The 17890-nt window shown below is 70.7% G+C and carries 17 protein-coding genes and 1 pseudogene; 7 read left to right on the top strand and 11 right to left on the bottom strand.

The annotated features are described in order from the left end of the window. Nucleotides 1–55: 55 nt before the first annotated feature. The 4 genes from ACFWVP_RS19185 to ACFWVP_RS19170 are packed head-to-tail and all read left to right on the top strand — an operon-like array spanning nt 56 to nt 3648. Nucleotides 56–1171: an aliphatic sulfonate ABC transporter substrate-binding protein gene (locus ACFWVP_RS19185; protein WP_384498064.1), complete on the top strand. Its 1116-nt coding sequence runs from the start codon at nt 56–58 to the stop codon at nt 1169–1171. 49 nt (nt 1172–1220) lie between these two features. Further along, the gene (locus tag ACFWVP_RS19180) at nt 1221–2012 is read left to right on the top strand and encodes an ABC transporter ATP-binding protein (protein ID WP_384498062.1); all 792 of its coding nucleotides are present in this window, start codon (nt 1221–1223) and stop codon (nt 2010–2012) included. Next, on the top strand, nt 1999–2877 hold the full coding sequence (locus tag ACFWVP_RS19175; RefSeq protein WP_384498061.1) for an ABC transporter permease: 879 nt from the start codon (nt 1999–2001) through the stop codon (nt 2875–2877). Before ACFWVP_RS19180 ends, ACFWVP_RS19175 begins: the two co-directional genes overlap by 14 nt. 6 nt (nt 2878–2883) lie before the next feature. Beyond that, nucleotides 2884–3648, top strand: a complete 765-nt coding sequence (locus ACFWVP_RS19170) for a sirohydrochlorin chelatase (RefSeq protein ID WP_384498059.1) — start codon at nt 2884–2886, stop codon at nt 3646–3648. 50 nt (nt 3649–3698) lie between these two features. Here ACFWVP_RS19170 and ACFWVP_RS19165 read toward each other — a convergent pair. The 8 genes and pseudogenes from ACFWVP_RS19165 to ACFWVP_RS19130 form a co-directional block, all read right to left on the bottom strand. Next, a pseudogene (locus ACFWVP_RS19165) lies at nt 3699–4319 on the bottom strand (DsbA family protein); the annotation flags it as partial. Between the two features lie 184 nt (nt 4320–4503). After that, entirely contained in the window at nt 4504–5421 is a 918-nt protein-coding gene (locus ACFWVP_RS19160; protein WP_384498057.1) for a S1 family peptidase, read from the bottom strand. 581 nt (nt 5422–6002) lie between these two features. Then, complete coding sequence (locus ACFWVP_RS19155) at nt 6003–6386, bottom strand: DUF4440 domain-containing protein (protein ID WP_384498056.1); 384 nt, start codon at nt 6384–6386, stop codon at nt 6003–6005. Beyond that, on the bottom strand, nt 6379–6927 hold the full coding sequence (locus ACFWVP_RS19150; RefSeq protein WP_384498055.1) for a DUF1697 domain-containing protein: 549 nt from the start codon (nt 6925–6927) through the stop codon (nt 6379–6381). The genes ACFWVP_RS19155 and ACFWVP_RS19150 overlap by 8 nt, the downstream gene beginning before the upstream one ends. Nucleotides 6928–7342: 415 nt before the next feature. Continuing rightward, nucleotides 7343–8542 carry a macrolide-inactivating glycosyltransferase gene (gene mgt, locus ACFWVP_RS19145; RefSeq protein ID WP_384498054.1) on the bottom strand — a complete coding sequence of 400 codons (1200 nt, stop codon included), beginning with the start codon at nt 8540–8542 and terminating at the stop codon, nt 7343–7345. Nucleotides 8543–8596: 54 nt separating this feature from the next. After that, nucleotides 8597–9898 (bottom strand): ABC transporter substrate-binding protein, encoded by a 1302-nt coding sequence (locus ACFWVP_RS19140; RefSeq protein ID WP_384498053.1) that lies wholly within the window; start codon nt 9896–9898, stop codon nt 8597–8599. After that, nucleotides 9898–10737 carry a carbohydrate ABC transporter permease gene (locus tag ACFWVP_RS19135; protein WP_384498052.1) on the bottom strand — a complete coding sequence of 280 codons (840 nt, stop codon included), beginning with the start codon at nt 10735–10737 and terminating at the stop codon, nt 9898–9900. Before ACFWVP_RS19135 ends, ACFWVP_RS19140 begins: the two co-directional genes overlap by 1 nt. Beyond that, nucleotides 10734–11669, bottom strand: a complete 936-nt coding sequence (locus ACFWVP_RS19130; protein ID WP_384498050.1) for a carbohydrate ABC transporter permease — start codon at nt 11667–11669, stop codon at nt 10734–10736. The genes ACFWVP_RS19135 and ACFWVP_RS19130 overlap by 4 nt, the downstream gene beginning before the upstream one ends. Before the next feature lie 125 nt (nt 11670–11794). Here ACFWVP_RS19130 and ACFWVP_RS19125 point away from each other — a divergent pair, with 125 nt between their 5' ends. Together ACFWVP_RS19125 and ACFWVP_RS19120 are read left to right on the top strand one after the other, a co-directional pair. Beyond that, nucleotides 11795–12661, top strand: coding sequence for a phosphotransferase enzyme family protein (locus ACFWVP_RS19125; RefSeq protein WP_384498049.1), 867 nt, complete (start codon nt 11795–11797; stop codon nt 12659–12661). Nucleotides 12662–12779: 118 nt separating this feature from the next. Next, nucleotides 12780–13130, top strand: a complete 351-nt coding sequence (locus tag ACFWVP_RS19120; RefSeq protein WP_384498047.1) for a DUF4333 domain-containing protein — start codon at nt 12780–12782, stop codon at nt 13128–13130. A 13-nt stretch (nt 13131–13143) separates the two neighbouring features. Here the strand turns inward: ACFWVP_RS19120 and ACFWVP_RS19115 are convergent, their stop codons facing one another. The 3 genes from ACFWVP_RS19115 to ACFWVP_RS19105 all read right to left on the bottom strand — a co-directional run bounded on the left by ACFWVP_RS19115 (nt 13144) and on the right by ACFWVP_RS19105 (nt 15316). Then, nucleotides 13144–13857: a 3'-5' exonuclease gene (locus ACFWVP_RS19115; RefSeq protein WP_384498046.1), complete on the bottom strand. Its 714-nt coding sequence runs from the start codon at nt 13855–13857 to the stop codon at nt 13144–13146. After that, nucleotides 13854–13991, bottom strand: a complete 138-nt coding sequence (locus ACFWVP_RS19110) for a hypothetical protein (protein ID WP_384498045.1) — start codon at nt 13989–13991, stop codon at nt 13854–13856. Before ACFWVP_RS19110 ends, ACFWVP_RS19115 begins: the two co-directional genes overlap by 4 nt. 92 nt (nt 13992–14083) lie before the next feature. Further along, on the bottom strand, nt 14084–15316 hold the full coding sequence (locus ACFWVP_RS19105) for an SAV2148 family HEPN domain-containing protein (protein WP_384498043.1): 1233 nt from the start codon (nt 15314–15316) through the stop codon (nt 14084–14086). Between the two features lie 380 nt (nt 15317–15696). Here ACFWVP_RS19105 and glgX point away from each other — a divergent pair, with 380 nt between their 5' ends. After that, nucleotides 15697–17853 carry a glycogen debranching protein GlgX gene (gene glgX, locus ACFWVP_RS19100; protein WP_384498041.1) on the top strand — a complete coding sequence of 719 codons (2157 nt, stop codon included), beginning with the start codon at nt 15697–15699 and terminating at the stop codon, nt 17851–17853. The last annotated feature ends 37 nt before the right edge of the window (nt 17854–17890 follow it).

Raw genomic sequence — 17890 nt, 5'->3', positions numbered from 1 at the left:
CGACCCCTGGCTTCAGAGGGACGTGAGCACCGGGCCACCGAGAGGAAAGCCTCCCGTGTCTGCCCCCCGTACCACCGTTCGCCGCAGCATCGCCGCTGCCGCCGCTCTGCCTTTGCTCGCCGTGGCGCTCACCGCCTGCGGCTACGGCTCCGAGGCGAAGGACGACGACGCCAGGACGTCGAACGTCTCCTCCGGCGGTAAGAAGCTTTCGGCGGACAGCGTGAAGATCGGTTACTTCCCGAACCTCACGCACGCCACCGCCCTGGTCGGTATCCAGGAAGGCCTCATCGCCAAGGAACTGGGCGGCACCACGGTCAAGCCCTCGACGTTCAACGCCGGGCCCTCCGAGATCGAGGCGCTCAACGCGGGGTCGATCGACATCGGCTTCATCGGCCCCTCCCCCTCGATCAACGGCTTCACCAAGTCCCAGGGCAAGAACCTGCGGATCATCAGCGGTTCGGCGTCCGGCGGAGTGAAGCTGGTCGTCAACCCGAAGAAGATCAAGACGCTGGACGACCTCAAGGGCAAGAAGATCGCCACCCCGCAGCTGGGCAACACCCAGGACGTGGCGTTCCTCAACTGGATCTCCGAGAAGGGCTGGAAGGTCGACGCCCAGAGCGGAAAGGGCGACGTGTCCGTGGTCCGCTCGGACAACAAGGTGACACCGGACGCCTTCAAGTCGGGTTCCCTGGACGGCGCCTGGGTCCCGGAGCCGACCGCGTCCAAGCTGGTCGCCGAGGGCGGGAAGGTCCTGCTCGACGAGTCGACGCTGTGGCCCGACGACAAGTTCGTGATCACGAACATCATCGTGTCGCAGAAGTTCCTCTCCGAGCACCCGGACGTCGTCGAGGCGGTCCTGCGCGGCACGGTGAACACCAACAAGTGGATCAACGCCAACCGTGACGAGGCGAAGGCGTCGGCCAACGCCGCACTCAAGGAGCTGAGCGGCAAGGAGCTGCCGGCCGAGGTCCTCGACCCGGCGTGGGAGTCCATCCAGATCACCGACGACCCGCTGGCCGCGACACTCCAGTCGCAGGCCGACCACGCGGTGAAGGCCGGTCTCCTGGAGGAGCCCGACCTCAACGGCATCTACGACCTGAAGCCGCTGAACAAGATCCTCGAGGCCGAGGGTCAGCCCGAGGTCGCCGACGCCTCTCTCGGCGTCAAGTAACCCACCCGGTCCGTAATCGGATTCCCAGGATTCCCAGGAGGTGACGACCATGGCGACCAACACGCTCACCAAGGCCGAGGACCGTACCGTGGTCGAGCACGCCGCTCGCATCACGCACGTATCCAAGTCCTTCGCCGGACCCACGGGGCAGCAGCTCGTCCTGGACGACATCACGATCGATGTCGCTCCGGGCGAGTTCGTCACCCTCCTGGGAGCTTCCGGGTGCGGTAAGTCGACACTGCTCAACCTGGTGGCCGGACTCGACCGCCCGACCGCGGGGTCCATCGAGACCCCCGGCGGGCGGCCGGCCCTGATGTTCCAGGAGCACGCCCTGTTCCCGTGGCTGACCGCGGGCAAGAACATCGAACTGGCCCTGCGGCTGCGCGGAGTCCCCAAGTCGGACCGCCGTACGGAGGCGGAGCGGCTGCTCGAACTCGTGCGCCTGGGCGGGGCGTACGGGAAGCGGGTGCACGAGCTCTCGGGCGGCATGCGGCAGCGGGTGGCGATGGCCCGTGCGCTCGCCCAGGACAGCCAGCTGCTGCTGATGGACGAGCCGTTCGCGGCGCTCGACGCCATCACCCGCGACGTACTGCACGACGAGCTGACCCGCATCTGGCGCGAGACGAACGCCTCGGTCCTCTTCGTCACCCACAACGTGCGCGAGGCGGTACGGCTCGCGCAGCGCGTCATCCTGCTCTCGTCGCGGCCCGGCCGGATCGCCCGGGAGTGGAAGGTCGACATCGCGCAGCCGCGCCGCATCGAGGACACCGCCGTGGCGGAGCTGTCCGTCGAGATCACAGAACAACTGCGTGGGGAGATCCGCCGTCATGGCCAGCACTGACACCAAGTCCGACGATCTGGCCGGGCTCGAAGCCGGGCTGGACGCGCTGGACGCCGTCCAGGTGCGGCGGACCCCTGCCCGTGAGGTCCTGCTGAACAAGGTCCTGCCGCCGATCGTGGCGGTGGTCCTGGTCGTCCTGGTCTGGCAGGTGCTGGTCTGGGCGAAGGTCACCGAGGACTACAAGCTGCCGCCGCCCTCCGCGGTGTGGAACAGCGTCGCCGACATGTGGATGCAGGGGACGCTGCTGGAGGTCGTCTGGACCAGTGTGTCGCGTGGCCTGCTCGGCTTCCTGATGGCCGTCGCCATCGGCACCCCGCTGGGTCTGCTGGTGGCGCGGGTGAAGCTGGTCCGCGCGGCGATCGGCCCGATCCTGTCCGGGCTGCAGTCCCTGCCGTCGGTGGCCTGGGTGGCACCGGCCGTGATCTGGCTGGGGCTCAACGACTCGATGATGTACGCGGTGATCCTGCTGGGCGCCGTCCCGTCCGTCGCCAACGGACTGGTCTCCGGTGTCGACCAGGTGCCGCCGCTGTTCCTGCGGGCGGGCCGCACGCTCGGTGCGACCGGGCTCCGCGGGACCTGGCACATCGTCCTGCCCGCCGCCCTGCCGGGCTATCTGGCGGGGCTCAAGCAGGGCTGGGCGTTCTCCTGGCGCTCGCTGATGGCCGCGGAGATCATCGCGTCCTCGCCCGATCTGGGGCTGGGGCTCGGTCAGTTGCTGGAGAACGGCCGGAACAACTTCGACATGCCGGGGATCTTCCTGGCGATCCTGCTCATCCTGTTCGTCGGTATCGCGATCGACCTGCTGATCTTCAGTCCGCTGGAGCGCCGGGTGCTGCGCGGTCGCGGTCTGCTGGTCAAGAGCTGAGTCGCCATGCCCGCTCCGGTCCTCCTCGTCATCGCCCACGGCAGCCGCGATCCGCGGCACGCGTCGACCGTGCACGCGCTCACCGCGCGGGTGCGGTCGCTGCGGCCCGGGCTGCGCGTGGAGACGGGCTTCCTGGAGTTCAACGCCCCCTCCGTGCCCAGGCTGCTGGAACGCCTGGCCACGGAGGGGGTGGGTGAGGTCGTCGCGCTCCCCCTGCTCCTGACCCGGGCCTTCCACGCCAAGTCCGACATCCCGTCGGTGCTGCACGAGGCCCGGACCCGGCTGCCCGGGCTGGCCGTCCGCCAGGCCGAGGTGCTGGGCCCGTCCCCGCTGCTGAACGCGGCACTGGAGCAGCGGCTGTACGAGGCCGGGGTCACCCCCGGCGACAAGGGCTCGACCGGGCTGGTCCTGGCCTCGGCGGGCTCCACGGACCCGGAGGCGATCGCAGTGATCGCTGAAATCGCGCGGGAGCTGCGGCACACCGGTTGGTGCGCCGTGCGGCCTGCGTTCGCCTCCGCTGTCGTTGCCGGGGGCTTCTCCCGCACCGCCGACGTGGTGCGGGCCCTGCGGGCCGACGGCGTACGGCGGGTGGCGGTGGCCCCGTACGTCATCGCGCCCGGCCGGCTGCCCGACCGGATCGCCGAGGGCGCGGCGGAGGCCGATGTGCTGGCCGCCGTCCTCGGCCCGTCCCCAGCCCTCGCCCGGCTGTTGCTGGACCGGTACGACGAGGCGCGCGTCCCGGCGGCCGGGCTGCGGTCGCTCAGCGCGTGAACGGGCGGCACGCCCGTGTCGAGACGCGTGACGGGCGGCACGCCCGTGTCGAGCCGGCCCGTGCGGGTGCGCTTCAGCTCGAAGAAGTCGCTGTGGCCGGCCAGGACGCGGAAGCTGTCGAAGAGCGGCGCCGCCTCCTCCCCGCGCGGGGACGAGCCGAGGACCGGCCCGAACCACACGGTGCCGTCGACGTGGATCGTGGGCGTGCCGACGTAGGAGCCCGCGGCGGGGTCCTTGCCACGGTCGTGGCTGCGGCGCACCGCGTCGTCGTACGCCTCGGAGTGCGCGGCGTCGGCGAGGTCCGCGGGCAGTCCCAGTTCGGCCAGGGACCCGGCGGTCACGGCGTCGTAGTCGTCCTCGCCCTGCTGGTGGATGCGGGTGCCCAGGGCGGTGTAGAGGTCGCGGAGGATGCCGGGGCCGTGCTCCTGTGCCGCCGCGGCTGCGACGCGTACCGGGCCGATCGACTTGTCGACCAGCTCGCGGTACCAGGCGGGGAGTTCGTTGCCCTCGTTGTGCAGGAAGAGGCTCATGACGTGGAAGCGGAGCTCGATGTCCCGCGTCCGCTCGACCTCCAGCATCCAGCGGGAGGCGATCCAGGCGAACGGGCAGGCGGGGTCGAAGTAGAAGTCGACGGCCGTCCCGCTCGCCGCGGGGGCTTCGTGGGTGCTCATGGCTGGGAGCCTGGGGATCTGTCGGCCCGCCCTTCTGGTCCAGTCGCCCGCTGTCCGGGCGGGCCATTCCGGAACTCGGAGGGGGTGGCGTACACGGCAACGGGCCGCGCTCGGGGAGCGCGGCCCGTCGGGGGTGAACCGGGTCGTGGCGTGGTGCCCTGCGTCCGGAGGTCTGTCCCGGAGGTTAGAAGACGCTGACGCCGTAGGCGTTCAGCGCCTCGACGACGGGCTGGAAGAACGTGGTGCCGCCGGAGGAGCAGTTGCCACTGCCGCCCGAGGTGAGGCCCAGCGCCGTGCTGCCGGCGAAGAGCGAGCCGCCGCTGTCGCCGGGCTCGGCGCAGACGTTGGTCTGGATCATGCCGTAGACGACGTCGCCGCCGCCGTAGTTCACCGTCGCGTTGAGGCCGGTGACGGTCCCGCTGCGCAAGCCGGTGGTGGAGCCGCTGCGCTTCACGGCCTGGCCCACCGAGGGGTTGGCGGCCGAGGTGATGTCCTGGTAGCTGCCGTTGTAGAGGTAGACCCGGCCGTCCGCGTTGGCGGAGTTGGAGTGCCGGATGAGCCCGTAGTCATTGGTGGGGAAGCTGGTTCCCGCACGCGAACCGAGGACCGAGGTCTGCCCCGAGTTGGTGTACCAGGTGCTGCCGATCTCGGTGCAGTGACCGGCGGTCAGCGCGTAGTACGTGCTGCCGCTGCGGACGTTGAAGCCGAGGGAACAGCGGCCGCCGCCTGCGTAGATGGCCTGGCCGCCGGCGATCAGCTTGTTGAAGGTGCCCGGGGTGTGCTTGAGGTCGATCTTCGCACCGGAGTCGGTGACCGACTTCCTGATGGTGGCGATCTCGGTGGCGGAGACCGTGCTGTCGACGGTCACGACGACCTTGCCGGTGCTCGCCTCGGTGTACCAGGCGGTTCCGGCGATGTCGGCGCCGCGCACGGCGGAGCTGGCGTCGGCGAGTTCGGCCTTCGTCACCGTGGTGTCCGGCACGGCCTGGGCGACCGCGGTCGGGGCCGCAAGCGCGACGGCGGTGACCAGACCCGAGGTCACGGCGATGAGCCGTGCACGTCTGGAGATGGAGCCGAGGGGGGCGAGGCGCTTGAAGGTCACAGGATCCTCCGTCGATGGGGGGAATCACGGTCCGCTGGGTGGGCGGGCCGGGGGCGTGCGGCTGTCCGCGACCGTGGGTTCTGGTCGTGGACCTGCCAACCGCACGCCCCGAATCCTTGACTCCACCCGGTCCGGTGGCAAGGTCGGCTTCCGGACCGCTTCGGAGAGCGGACGGTGGACTCCGATACGCGACCGGGTGAGCTCCGAACACCGGCGTCCGCTCACCGAACGGACGCCGATGGTGAATTGCAGCAAACGGCGGAAGTCGGCCGGGACGTCGGGTCATGGCACCGGGCGTCGCTATCACACACACCGCAACCGCCCGGGAACCTGCCGCGCACGGCCCGGACCGGGCCGCGTGGGAGCGCGCCCCTTCGGCCGACTTACCGCTGAATTGCCCGGGCCCGCCGGATGGCCAGAATCTGTCCTTCCGGCGAGAACCGGCCGGATAGGAGGCCCGGATCAGACCGGGTCCGCGCTCTTGCGCGCGCGCCGGGGCATGTGCAACGCCCCGGCGCGCCTCCGCGCGCCGGTCTTCGGTGTGTACGGGTCCACGCGTGCGCCCGGAGGGCGGTGCCTGTTCAGACCTCGGCGAACGGGTCGTCGATGAACGGCGTCCCCTGGTGGAAGTAGAGCAGCCAGCCGCTCGCGGTCAGCCGCCACAGCGAACTGCGGTGGGAGCGCAGCCCCTTGGACTCGGTGTCGAAGGTGAGGTGGACGAGGTCGGCCGCGAGCCGCTCTCCCCGCATCCGGAACGCGGTCAGCGGTCCCGGTCGCGGCGCGTCGGCGGCGGTGAGCGCGCCGATGATGGTGTCCCGGTCCCAGATCCGGCCGCTGGTGCCGATCTCGCGGAAATCGGGGTGGAGCATCGTGGCCAGCAGGTCCGCCGAGGCCCGTACCACCGGGTCGAGGAGCCGGAGCTCCGCCTCGATGGCTGCCGCCACGGCGGGCGAGGGCTCAGTCACGCGTCATCTCCACGAGTTCGGCCACGGTGTTCCAGTTGCGTGAGGTGCCCACGAGGCCGCGGTTGAGGGCGGGCCGTGCGAGGGCCTCGGCCAGCTTGGATCGGCCGAGCCCGTCGGGGGCGTACAGATAGAGGGCGCGGTCGCCGAGCCGGAATTCCTCGGGCCGGAAGGCGGCGGCGTCGACCGGCGCGAAGCGGCCGGCTTCGACGGGCCCGTCGAAGAAGGTGACGTGCAGTTGTCTGCCCTGGAGTTCGGCGGCCGGGAACGGGCACGCGTCGGCCAGTGCCGCGAGGTACCCTCCCGTGCGGACCAGACAGTCGACCGGGAATCCGAACCGGTCCTCGACGGCCCGTTCCAGCTCGGCGGCCAGGGAGTTCTCGTCACCCGACGCGCTGGCGAAGGCGGCGTTCCCGCTCTGCAGGTACGTGGCCACGCCTTCGTACCCCAACTCACCCATCAGCGTCCGGAGTTCCGCCATGGGGACTTTTCGGTGGCCGCCGACGTTGATCCCGCGCAGCAGCGCCGCATACCTCGTACTCATGCCCCCACCCTAGGACGGTCTTCCCTCGCTCCTGGCCGCCGCGCCCCGTGGGGGAGGGCACGGCGGCCTGCGCACCTGCTACTCGACGATCTTGAGGAGCCTGTCCGCCGTGCCCTCGGTCGCATGGGAGATCGCGTCAGGGGTGGCCCCGTCCGTGAGCGCCGTGGCGGAGATCCTCCGGGGGCTGCCTCGAAACCCTGCTCGATTGACGCGCCCAGATCAAGACCTTCATGCAGCCGTCACGTGGTCACCAGGTTCCCTCCACAGGAAACCGGACCCCTCCCGATCAAGTCGGACAGCCCCGCGCAACGTGCGGCACAGGTAAGAGGTTTGTACCGAGGGGCGGCGGTCGGGTCGGCCGACGGCCGGACCGGCGGTACGGACGGCGGACCGGGCCCGCGGCGTCGCCAGTACCTCAGGCGGGCAGTTCGGCCTCGACGAGGTCTGCTGCCCGCTTCGTCCCGCCCTCCCCCGCCATCCGCTCCCTGACCGCCGCCAGCCTCGCGGCCACCTCCGGGTCGTCCACCAGGGCGAGGACCGCGGCACGCAGGGACGCGGCGTCGGCCTCCTCCTTCGGCAGGTGTCTGGCCACCCCGAGCGCCTGGAGCATGTCCGCGTTGCCGAACTGGTCCACGGCCTGCGGAACGGCGACCATGGGGGTGCCGGTGGCGAGCCCCTCCTGGCTGCCGCCCGCGCCCGCGTGGGTGATGAAGGCGTCCGCCTGCTTCAGCACGGACAGCTGGGGCACCCAGGAGTGCACCTCGACATTGTCCGGTACGTCCCCGAGCTCGGACGGGTCGACGTGTGCGCCGATCTGGAGCACCACGTGCCAGCCGGGCAGGTCACCGAACGCCCCGACGCACTCGCGGTAGAAGCCGGGTTCGTTGGTGAACGACGATCCGAGCGAGACCAGCAGCACCTTCCCGGCGTCCGCCGGGCGCTTCCACTCCCCCTGGTCGGCGCGCTCCCCCTGGCAGGCGCCGACGAAGGTGTAGACGCTCTTGTCCACCCGGTCGGCGTTGGGCTGGAGTGCCTCGGGGATCAGGACGAGGGCCCTGCGCGGGCGGGCGACGAAGTCGTCCGGGGGCACGTCGCCCAGGCCGTTGTCCGTGAGCCATTCCTCGAAGCGCGCGTAGTACGCCCGGCCCCGCTCGGTCTGCCTGAGTTCGGCGGTCGCCGGTTCGCCGACCTCCTCCTCGTACCCCTCCCACGGGACGAGGTTGGGCCACAGCGAGACGGCGGGGACGCCCCAGCGGTGCGCGAGCAGGCGGGCCGGGTAGGAGGTGATGTCGTGCAGGACGAGGTCGGGCTCGTCGCCCTCGAACGCTTTCGCGAGCCGGGGCAGGGCCTGGATCGCGTCGGCGAGGAACGGCTCGATGTTGTCGATGAGTTCGGTGCCCCAGTCCTCCGGGTTGTCCTCGGTGGGCAGCACGGAGGTGTAGATCACCGGTTCGGCACCGGTGGCGGCGACCTTCTCGGCGAAGGAGGCCGGGATCGCGTAACTGACGCGGTGCCCACGGGCGACGAGCTCCCGGATCACTTCGAGGCTCGGGTTCACGTGCCCGTGGGCGGCGATGGAGAACATGGCGACATGGGCGCGCGGGGTGGCTGTCATCCCGACACCGTAGACGAGACGAGACGTCTCGTGCAAGCTATATGAGCCGTCTGCTCAGCGCTGGTAGCGGGCCAGTACCCGGTTCCCGTCCTCGACCAGGCGTTTTCTCAGCTCCTCGGTGTCGATCGCCCCGCTGTAGTACTCCTGGAGGGCCGGCGTGGCGACCTTGTCCTTCCATTCGGGATACCCGCGGACCGACTGCGCGGGCGCGGGGCGCAGGTCGCGGGCGAGCGCGGTGCCGGTCGCCCAGCCGTTCTCCGCGGTGTGCAGCGCCGGGTCGGCCAGCGCCGCCGTGCCGGTCGGCAGCATCCAGTCGCCGCGGGCCAGGCGCACCATGTTCGCCGGGCGCAGCAGGAAGTCGATGAACCGCACGGCCTCCTCCTTGTGCGGGCTGTCCTCGGCGACCGAGAGGGTCTGCGGGCTCACCCCCTGGGCGAGTCCGTCGTTGCCGGCCGGTGCGGGCAGGACCGTCCATTCGAACCCCTCGGGGGCCTGTTCGACGACCTGCTGGCGGTAGGAGAAGCCGAGTGGGACCATCGCGTACTTGCCGCCGAAGAAGCCGGGCAGGGTGTCCGAACCGCTCATGCCCAGGGCGGTGCGGGCCGCGCTGCCGTCGGAGTTGACCTGGTCGCGGACGGTGCCGGGCATGACCCCGTCGCCCTCGTCGAAGCGGATGGTCACCTTGCCGTCGGCGTCGCGGTGGAACAGCCGGCCGCCCGCGGAGAGACCCAGGTTGAGGGTGACCGAGACCGGTTCCTTGAGCGGCCAGGCCACTCCGGATCTCCCCTCGCCCGTCAGCTCCTCGGTCACACGGCGGAATTCCGGCCAGGTCCACGGCTCCTCGGGGGTCGGCACGCGTACGCCCGACTCCTCCAGGATCTCGGTGTTGGCGATGAGCACCCGGGGTTCCTGGAGGAACGGAACGCCGTAGATCCCGTCGCCGAAGGTGGTGGTCCGCCAGGACCGCTGCGGGATGTCCTGGGTGAGCCGGTCCGGCAGGAGGGTACGCAGGTCCGCGAGGTAGCCGCCGTACGCGAAGTCCGCGAGGTCGTCGGAGGCGTCGTGGATGATGTCGGGGGCCTCGCCGCCCTCGAAGGAGGTGAGCAGCTGGTCGTGGACGTTGTCCCAGCTGCCCTGGACGTAGTCCACCTGGACGCCGGGGTGGGTGGCGTTCCACTCCTTCACCAGCCGCTTGTTGACGTCCACGGACTCCTTCTGCCAGGCCAGCGACTGGAAGCTGAGCCGGATCGTGCCGTCGGCGCCCACGCCGTCCTCCCCGCCGCCCGAGCAGCCGGTGAGCAGCAGTGCCAGCACGGTGACGGCGGTGACGGCGGCGCGGAAAGCGGGCCGGCGCATCAGTGCTTCACCGCCCCGGCGGTGAGACCACCCGTGATGCGCTTCTGGATGACCGCGAAGAGGACGAGCGAGGGAAGCGTGGCGAGGAACGCGGCGGCGGCGAGCGGTCCGAGGTCGGCCACGCCCTCGGCGCCGAGGAAGTGGGTGAGTACGACCGGCAAGGTCTGCTTCTCCGGTGTCTTGAGCAGGACGAGTGCGAAGAAGAACTCGTTCCATGCGGTGATGAACGCGAAGAGTGCGGTGGCGACGATCCCGGGGGCCAGCAGGGGTGCGGTGACCGAGACGAGGATCCGTACCTTCCCGGCTCCGTCGACCGCCGCCGCCTCCTCCAGCTCCGGCGGCACGGCCCGCACGTATCCGGCGAGCATCCACAGGGCGAACGGCAGCGACCACACCACGTAGACCATGATCAGCCCCCACAGGGAGTTGATCAGGTGCAGGTTCTTGAGGACCAGGAAGAGCGGGATGATCACCAGGACGAAGGGGAACGCCTGGCTGACCACGACCCAGCCGGTCGCGGCGGTGGACAGCCTGCCCCGGTGGCGGGCCATCACATAGGCCATGGGGGTGGCGATGACGACGGCGACGACCGCCGCGCACAGTGCGGCGGTGAGTGAGTTGGCGGCCGCCCGGAGCAGCGGCTGCTCGTCGAAGGCCTGCCGGAAGTTGTCGAGGGTCGGCTGGTCGGGGATCCAGGTGGGGTGCAGTGATCCCAGCTCGCGGGCCGGCTTGAAGGCGGTGGAGATCAGCCACAGGAACGGGAACGCCAGGAAGACGAGATAGCACAGCAGCGCGGCGTACTGTCCCGCGCGCGCGGACCGGCCGGTACGCGGACTCATGTGTCATCGCCTCCCCTGAGCCGGCCGACGAGGTAGACGGCGAGGATCACGGAGATCACCGCGACCATCACACAGCCCATGGCGGCGGCGTAGCCGAACTGTCCGTAGCGGAACGCCTCTTCGTAGGCGAAGAGCATGGGCAGTCTGGTGCGGCCGCCCGGTCCTCCGCTGGTCAGGACGTAGACCAGGGCGAAGGAGTTGAAGTTCCAGATGAGGTTGAGGGCGCTGATGGCCAGTGCCACGGGCCTGATGGCGGGCCAGGTGACGGTACGGAAGCGGCGCCAGGCCCCGGCGCCGTCGAGGGCCGCCGCCTCGTGGAGTTCCTGCGGGGTGTTCTGCAGTCCCGCGAGGAGCGCCACGGTGGTCTGCGGCATGCCGGCCCAGATACCCACGACGATCACGGCGGGCAGGGCGGTGGCGAGGCCGGTCAGCCAGTCCCGTCCGTCACCGAGTCCGAGGTCGCGGATCGTCTCGTTGAGGATGCCCGCGTCAGGGTTGTAGACCAGGCGCCACATGATGCCGACGACCACCTCGGGCATGGCCCAGGGGATGATCGCCAGGGCCCTCGCCGCCCAGCGCATCCGCAGGTTCGCGTTGAGCAGGAGGGCGAGGCCGAGTGCCAGCACGAACTGCGGGACCGTGACACCGACGGCCCACAGCAGGCCGATCCGGAAGGAGTCCCAGAACAGGGTGTCGTGCAGCAGGTCCTGGAAGTTGAGCACGCCGACGAACTGGGTGGAGCGGGTGCGGCCCGACTGCGCGTCGGTGAAGGCCAGCGCGATGCCGTACAGCAGGGGGCCGACGCTCAGGACCAGGATAGGGATGAGCGCGGGGAGGACCAGGAACCAGGCGGCGCCGTCCCGTCCGCGCCGTTCGCCGCGTCGTGGTGGAGCCTTCCGCCCGGACCGCGTCCTCGCGGTCACCGATGTCATGAATTCGACCCCCCTACGTCATTGGATCGGTTTCACACCCTTATGGCCGCCCGAGCGGTCCCCGTCATCGTGCTGACGGGGGATCCGTTCGTCAAGGTGGCCTGCCCGGATGAGAAAATCGGGCCATGGACGACAAGCGTGCGCGCGAGGTACTGACCGCCGCCGGGCTGCCCGGCGGCGCGGAGCTGCTCGCACTCGGCGAGAACGCGGTGTTCGCCGTCGGCGACCTGGTGGTCAAGGTCGGCCGGGACGCCACGGCGCACCCGGAACTCCGGGAGCGGGCCGAGCGCGAGGTGGCCGTCGCCGAGTGGCTCGCCGCCTCCGGCGTGCCCGCCGTACGGGCCGCCGAGCCCCGGGCCCGGCTGGCCGAGGGGCATCCGGTGACCCTGTGGCACCGGCTCCCCGAGGCCGTGCGCCCGACCGAACCGCGCGATCTGGCCCCACTCCTCACCCAGGTGCACGCCCTGCCCGCCCCCAAGGACTTCACACTGCCGCGCCGCGAGCTGCTCGGCGGTGTCGAACGCTGGCTGCGGCTCGCGGGCGACGCGATCGATCCGGCCGACGCCGACTACCTGCGCGGCCGGCGCGACGGCTTCGCGAAGGCCGCGGCAGCCCTGGCCCCGTACCTTCCGCCCGGCCCCATCCACGGCGACGCCCTCCCCCGTAACGTCCACGTGGGCCCCGACGGACCCGTACTGGTCGACCTGGAGACCTTCTCAGCAGACCTGCGCGAGCACGACCTGGTGGTCCTCGCCCTCTCCCGCGACCGCTACGGCCTGCCCGCCGGGGCGTACGACGCCTTCACCGAGGCCTACGGCTGGGACGTACGCGGATGGGAGGGCTGCGCCGTGCTGCGCGGAGCCCGCGAGACGGCGAGCTGCGCCTGGGTCTCCCAGCACGCCCCGGCCAACCCGAAGGCACTGGCGGAATTCCGCCGCCGGGTGGCGTCACTGCGCGAGGACGACCCCGAGGTCCGCTGGTACCCCTTCTGAGGGACGCGGGGTACACGGCGATCTCACGGGACGGGCCTCTCCGGCCGTCCCGGCGGGTGGTGATCACGGCACGTATGCTGCCGACTGCTCGTTGCCGATCCCAGCAACTGGAACAGCCATGCCCATATCCCGCCTGTCCACAGCGGCTTGGAGCATCGCGGCGATGACCGGCGCGCTCCTCGCCGGCTGCTCGGGTTCGGTCTCGATCGGGAACACCGACCCGGAACTCTCCGCGGACAAGCCGGCCACCACCGTCGGGAAGAAGCTCGCCGCCATGACGGGCCAACCGGTGCCGGACGTCACCTGCCCCGGGGACCTCGCCGGGAAGGCCGGCACGACCACCCGCTGCACACTCACCGCGGGCGACGGCAGCACCGTGGGTGTGACGGTCACCGTCACCTCTGTCGACGGCAGCCGGATCAACTTCGACATCGAGGCCGACGACACCGCTTCCCCGGCCCCGAGCTGACGCGCCGGCCCGGTCACGGCCTCCGCGGGACCAGGGGCCAGGCCGGCTCGACGACGGCGGCCGGGTCGGCCGTGCGCCGGAGATAGGCCTGCAGGGAGACGGACTGCTCGGCGGCCGCGCGCACCTGGAGGTCGTACAGGTCGGACAGCGGCATCCCCCCGAACGTCTCGTACTTCTCGCCCATGCGCCGCACCACCCGGGCGGCCGCCACGGCGTCCGCCCGCGCGTCGTGCGCGTCGTCGAGCGCGACCCCGTAGTGGGCGCACAGCGCGTGCAGGGCCCGCCTGCCCTTGCGGTACCTGTCGACGTGCTTGTCCATCACCAGCGGGTCGATGACCGGCAGGGGCGCGCCCCCCAGCCGCTCTCCGAGCGGCTCGATGCCGTACCTCCGGCACTCACGGTCGAGCAGGGACAGGTCGTACCGGGCGTTCATCACCACGAGGGGCGTGCCGGAGACCATCCCCTCGGCCACGGCCGCGGTGATCTCGTCGATCGCGGTGGCCGGCGAGGCGCCGTGCCTGCGGGCGCGTTCCGTCGAGATGCCGTGGATAGCAGACGCCTGTTCCGGTATCACCACACCGGGATCGAGAAGCCAGGTCCGCTCCCGCGCGACGGACCCGTCCGGGTCCAGCCGCACCACGGCCGCCGTGACGATGCGGTCGGTCTCGACGTCGGTGCCCGTGGTCTCCAGGTCGAAGGCCGCGAGCGGCCCGCTGATCCAGGTCATCGCAGCGCCTCCGTCCCGGCGTGGGCCACGGCCTGCGGGCGGGTTCCCGCGACCTCCCGGACCCCCGCGGCCGGCGGCTCCCCGCCTGTGGCCTCCCGGACGAACCCCACCGGGTGTTCCCCGTACCGGCTCATCGGCATACCTCCTCCTGTGGTGCTCTCCCCCATGTGACGACCACCTTCGCACGGGCCACTGACAACACGGTGGAGAGCGTCGGGACACAGGGTCAGGAGACCGGCCGGGAGTCCGTCCACACCGACTCGAACTCCTCGCGGTAGGTCTCGAAGAGACCGTGCTCGCTGTCCTGCCCCGCCCGGACCACCGCGCGCCCGCCGCCCCGCAGCACCAGCACGGGTGCCTCCATGCCGCGGGCCCGCCGCAGGTAGGGCTGGACGACCCCGACCGCGTCCGGACCGTCGCCGTCCACCAGGTAGGCCGTGAAGCGCGGTGTCTCGTCGAAGACGTGGATCTGGAAGGCGCCGGGGTCACGGAGCTTGGATCGGACGCGGCGCATGTGGAGGATGTTCATCTCCACGGAGCGGCTCAGCTCGCCCTTCTTGAGGCCCAGTTCCCGCTCCCTGCGCTTGACCGCGCTGCTCGCCGGGTTGATGAACAGCAGCCGCACCCGGCAGCCCGACTCGGCGAGCCGGACCAGCCTGCGCCCCGAGAAGTTCTGCGTGAGGAGGTTGAGCCCTATGCCGATCGCGTCCAGCCGGCGCGCACCGCCGAACAGGTCCTCGGCGGGCAGCTGGCGCTGCAGCCTCACCCGGTCGGGGTGGACGGAGACCACGTCCGCGTACCGGTCGCCGACCAGCTCCTCCACCGCGTCCACGGGCAGCCGGTCGGCGGACGGGACCGCCGCCCCGCTGCCGAGGATCTCCAGGAGCCGCGCCGAGGCGCGCTCGGCCTGTGCAAGGACCGCCTCGTTGAGCGCGCGGTTGCGGGAGACGACGTTGCGCGCCACCTCCAGCTCGTCCAGCGCGAGCTCCACCTCGCGGCGGTCGTCGAAGTACGGCTCGAAGCACGGCCAGTGCTGGACCATCAGCTCGCGCAGCTGCGGCAGTGTGAGGAAGCTGAGGACGTTGTCGTCGGCCGGGTCGAGCAGATAGCCCTTGCGGCGCGAGACCTCCCGGACGGCGACGGCGCGCTGCACCCATTCCTGCCCGGCGGGTCCGGCGGCGGCCACCACCCAGTCCTCGCCGTGGACCGGTTCGTAGATCGGCCGGATCACGGCGGAGACCACGGCGCGCAGCCGTTGTTCCACCAGATTCAGCCAGATGTACGCCCGCCCGGCGCGCTGTGCCCGGGTACGGACCTCGTTCCAGGCGTCCGCCCCCCAGTCCAGCTCCACGCCGATCTCCATGGGCTGCGCGAGGGAGACCGCCCCCGGCGGAGCATCGGTCGATTCCCCCTCGTGACCCCCGTCACCTGGGGGCAGCTCGAACCCTCCCGAGCTCACCCGTGTACCGCCTTCCACTCCCCCACCAACGATCAAGGAAGGGTACTCCGGGAGCGGGAGCCGGTGCAGCAGGATGCACAGGCTCCTTACCCAACTCCCGTATCGCGCAGACTCGTTCCCTGCGGCGAGAACAGGTGGAGTGAGCTGATTCATAGCGTTTGGGCCCCCTCTCGCATGCCGCATACCGGACCAGGGGGCGCATGTGTCCTTCACACCCCCTCTCCGGGCGACACCGGGGTGCACGAAGTTGACCGGCGCACCACGGCCGCGGGCGACGGGACCCGGCCGCACCGGCCGACCTACTAGGTACGGGCCCGTCTTTCGGGGAGTATCGGGTCAATAACCCCCGCACCCGGATCAGAAATGGAAGAGTCCTATCTATGCAGGTCTGGCCGGGACAGGCGTATCCCCTCGGTGCCACGTACGACGGCGCCGGGACCAACTTCGCGGTCTTCTCGGAGGCCGCCGACCGAATCGAGTTGTGCCTGCTGCACGACGACGGTTCAGAAACGGCGGTGGAGCTCCGCGAGACCGACGCCTTCGTCCGTCATGCCTATCTGCCCGGGGTGATGCCGGGTCAGCGGTACGGCTTCCGGGTGCACGGCCCCTACGAGCCGCAGCACGGGCAGCGCTGCAACTCGGCGAAGCTGCTCCTCGATCCGTACGCGCGTGCGATCTCCGGGCAGATCCGGTGGGGTGAGGAGGTGTACGGCTACCCGTTCGGCCGGCCTGACGCGCGCAACGACCTGGACTCGGCGCCGCACACCATGAGCTCGGTGGTGGTCAATCCGTACTTCGACTGGGGCGACGACCGCCGTCCGCGTACGGACTACCACCGCACGGTGATCTACGAGGCCCATGTGAAGGGCCTGACGATGCTTCACCCGGGCCTGCCCGAGGAGCTGCGCGGTACGTACGCCGGGCTGGCGCACCCCGAGATCATCGCCCACCTCACGGAGCTGGGTGTCACGGCGATCGAGCTGATGCCGGTGCACCAGTTCGTCCAGGACCACCGTCTCGCCGACGCGGGCCTCGCCAACTACTGGGGCTACAACACCATCGGTTTCTTCGCCCCGCACAACGCGTACGCGTCCTGGGGCGACCGCGGTGAACAGGTGCTGGAGTTCAAGCAGGCCGTGAAGGCCCTGCACCAGGCGGGCATCGAGGTGATCCTCGACGTGGTCTACAACCACACGGCCGAGGGCAACCACCTGGGGCCGACGCTCTCCTTCCGCGGGCTCGACAACGCCTCGTACTACCGTCTGGCGGACGACCAGCGGTACTACATGGACACCACGGGCACCGGGAACTCCCTGCTCATGCGGTCGCCGCACGTCCTGCAGCTCATCATGGACTCGCTGCGGTACTGGGTGACCGAGATGCATGTGGACGGCTTCCGCTTCGATCTGGCGGCGACGCTCGCGCGGCAGTTCCACGAGGTCGACCGGCTCTCGTCGTTCTTCGACCTGGTGCAGCAGGACCCGGTGGTGAGCCAGGTGAAGCTGATCGCCGAGCCGTGGGACGTGGGCGAGGGCGGTTACCAGGTGGGCAACTTCCCGCCGCTGTGGACCGAGTGGAACGGCAAGTACCGGGACACGGTGCGCGACCTGTGGCGGGGCGAACCCCGGACGCTGGCGGAGTTCGCGGGGCGGCTCACGGGCTCCTCCGACCTCTACCAGGACGACGGCCGGCGCCCGCTGGCCTCGATCAACTTCACCACCTGCCACGACGGCTTCACCCTGCACGACCTGGTCTCCTACAACGACAAGCGCAACGACGCCAACGGCGAGGGCAACAGGGACGGCGAGAGCCACAACCGTTCCTGGAACTGCGGCGCGGAGGGGGAGACCGACGACAAGGAGGTGCTGGAGCTGCGCAGCCGTCAGATGCGCAACTTCATCGCCACGCTGATGCTCTCCCAGGGCGTGCCCATGCTGAGCCACGGCGACGAGTTCGCCCGGACCCAGCGGGGCAACAACAACGGGTACTGCCAGGACAACGAGCTCTCCTGGGTCCACTGGCCCGATCCGGTCGCGACCCGCGACCCGGAGGCCGAGGGTACGGAGGGCGGCGGTTCCGACCGGAGCCTGCTGGAGTTCACCCGGTCGATGGTCTGGCTGCGCCGTGACCACCCCGTATTCCGGCGCAGGCGCTTCTTCCACGGCCGCCCGGTGGAGGGCACCCACGACGAGCTCTCCGACATCGCCTGGTTCACCCCCAGGGGTGAGGAGATGACGCAGCGGGACTGGCAGGCCGCGCACGCCAAGGCGATGACGGTCTTCCTGAACGGGCACGCGATCTCGGAACCGGGGCCGCGCGGCGAGCGGATCTCCGACGACTCGTTCCTCCTTATGTTCAACGCGGGCGCCGAATCCCTGGTGTTCACGGTCCCGGTGCACCACGGGCGGCAGTGGCGGGTCGTCGTGGACACGGCGATTCCGGACGGGGTGCCGCCGGGTGCGGGCCCGAAGGTGTCGGCGGGCGACCGGGTGACGCTGGTCGGGCGCAGCCTGACGGTGCTCCAGCGCCCGGCGTAGGGGGCCGGACGTGAGGGCACCCGGGCGGGCTCTTGGG

The organism is Streptomyces sp. NPDC058637, from assembly GCF_042717325.1.
Taxonomy (GTDB): Bacteria; Actinomycetota; Actinomycetes; order Streptomycetales; family Streptomycetaceae; genus Streptomyces.
Note: the sequence above shows the minus strand (reverse complement) of the source record. Positions and strands in the feature narration are given on the sequence as shown.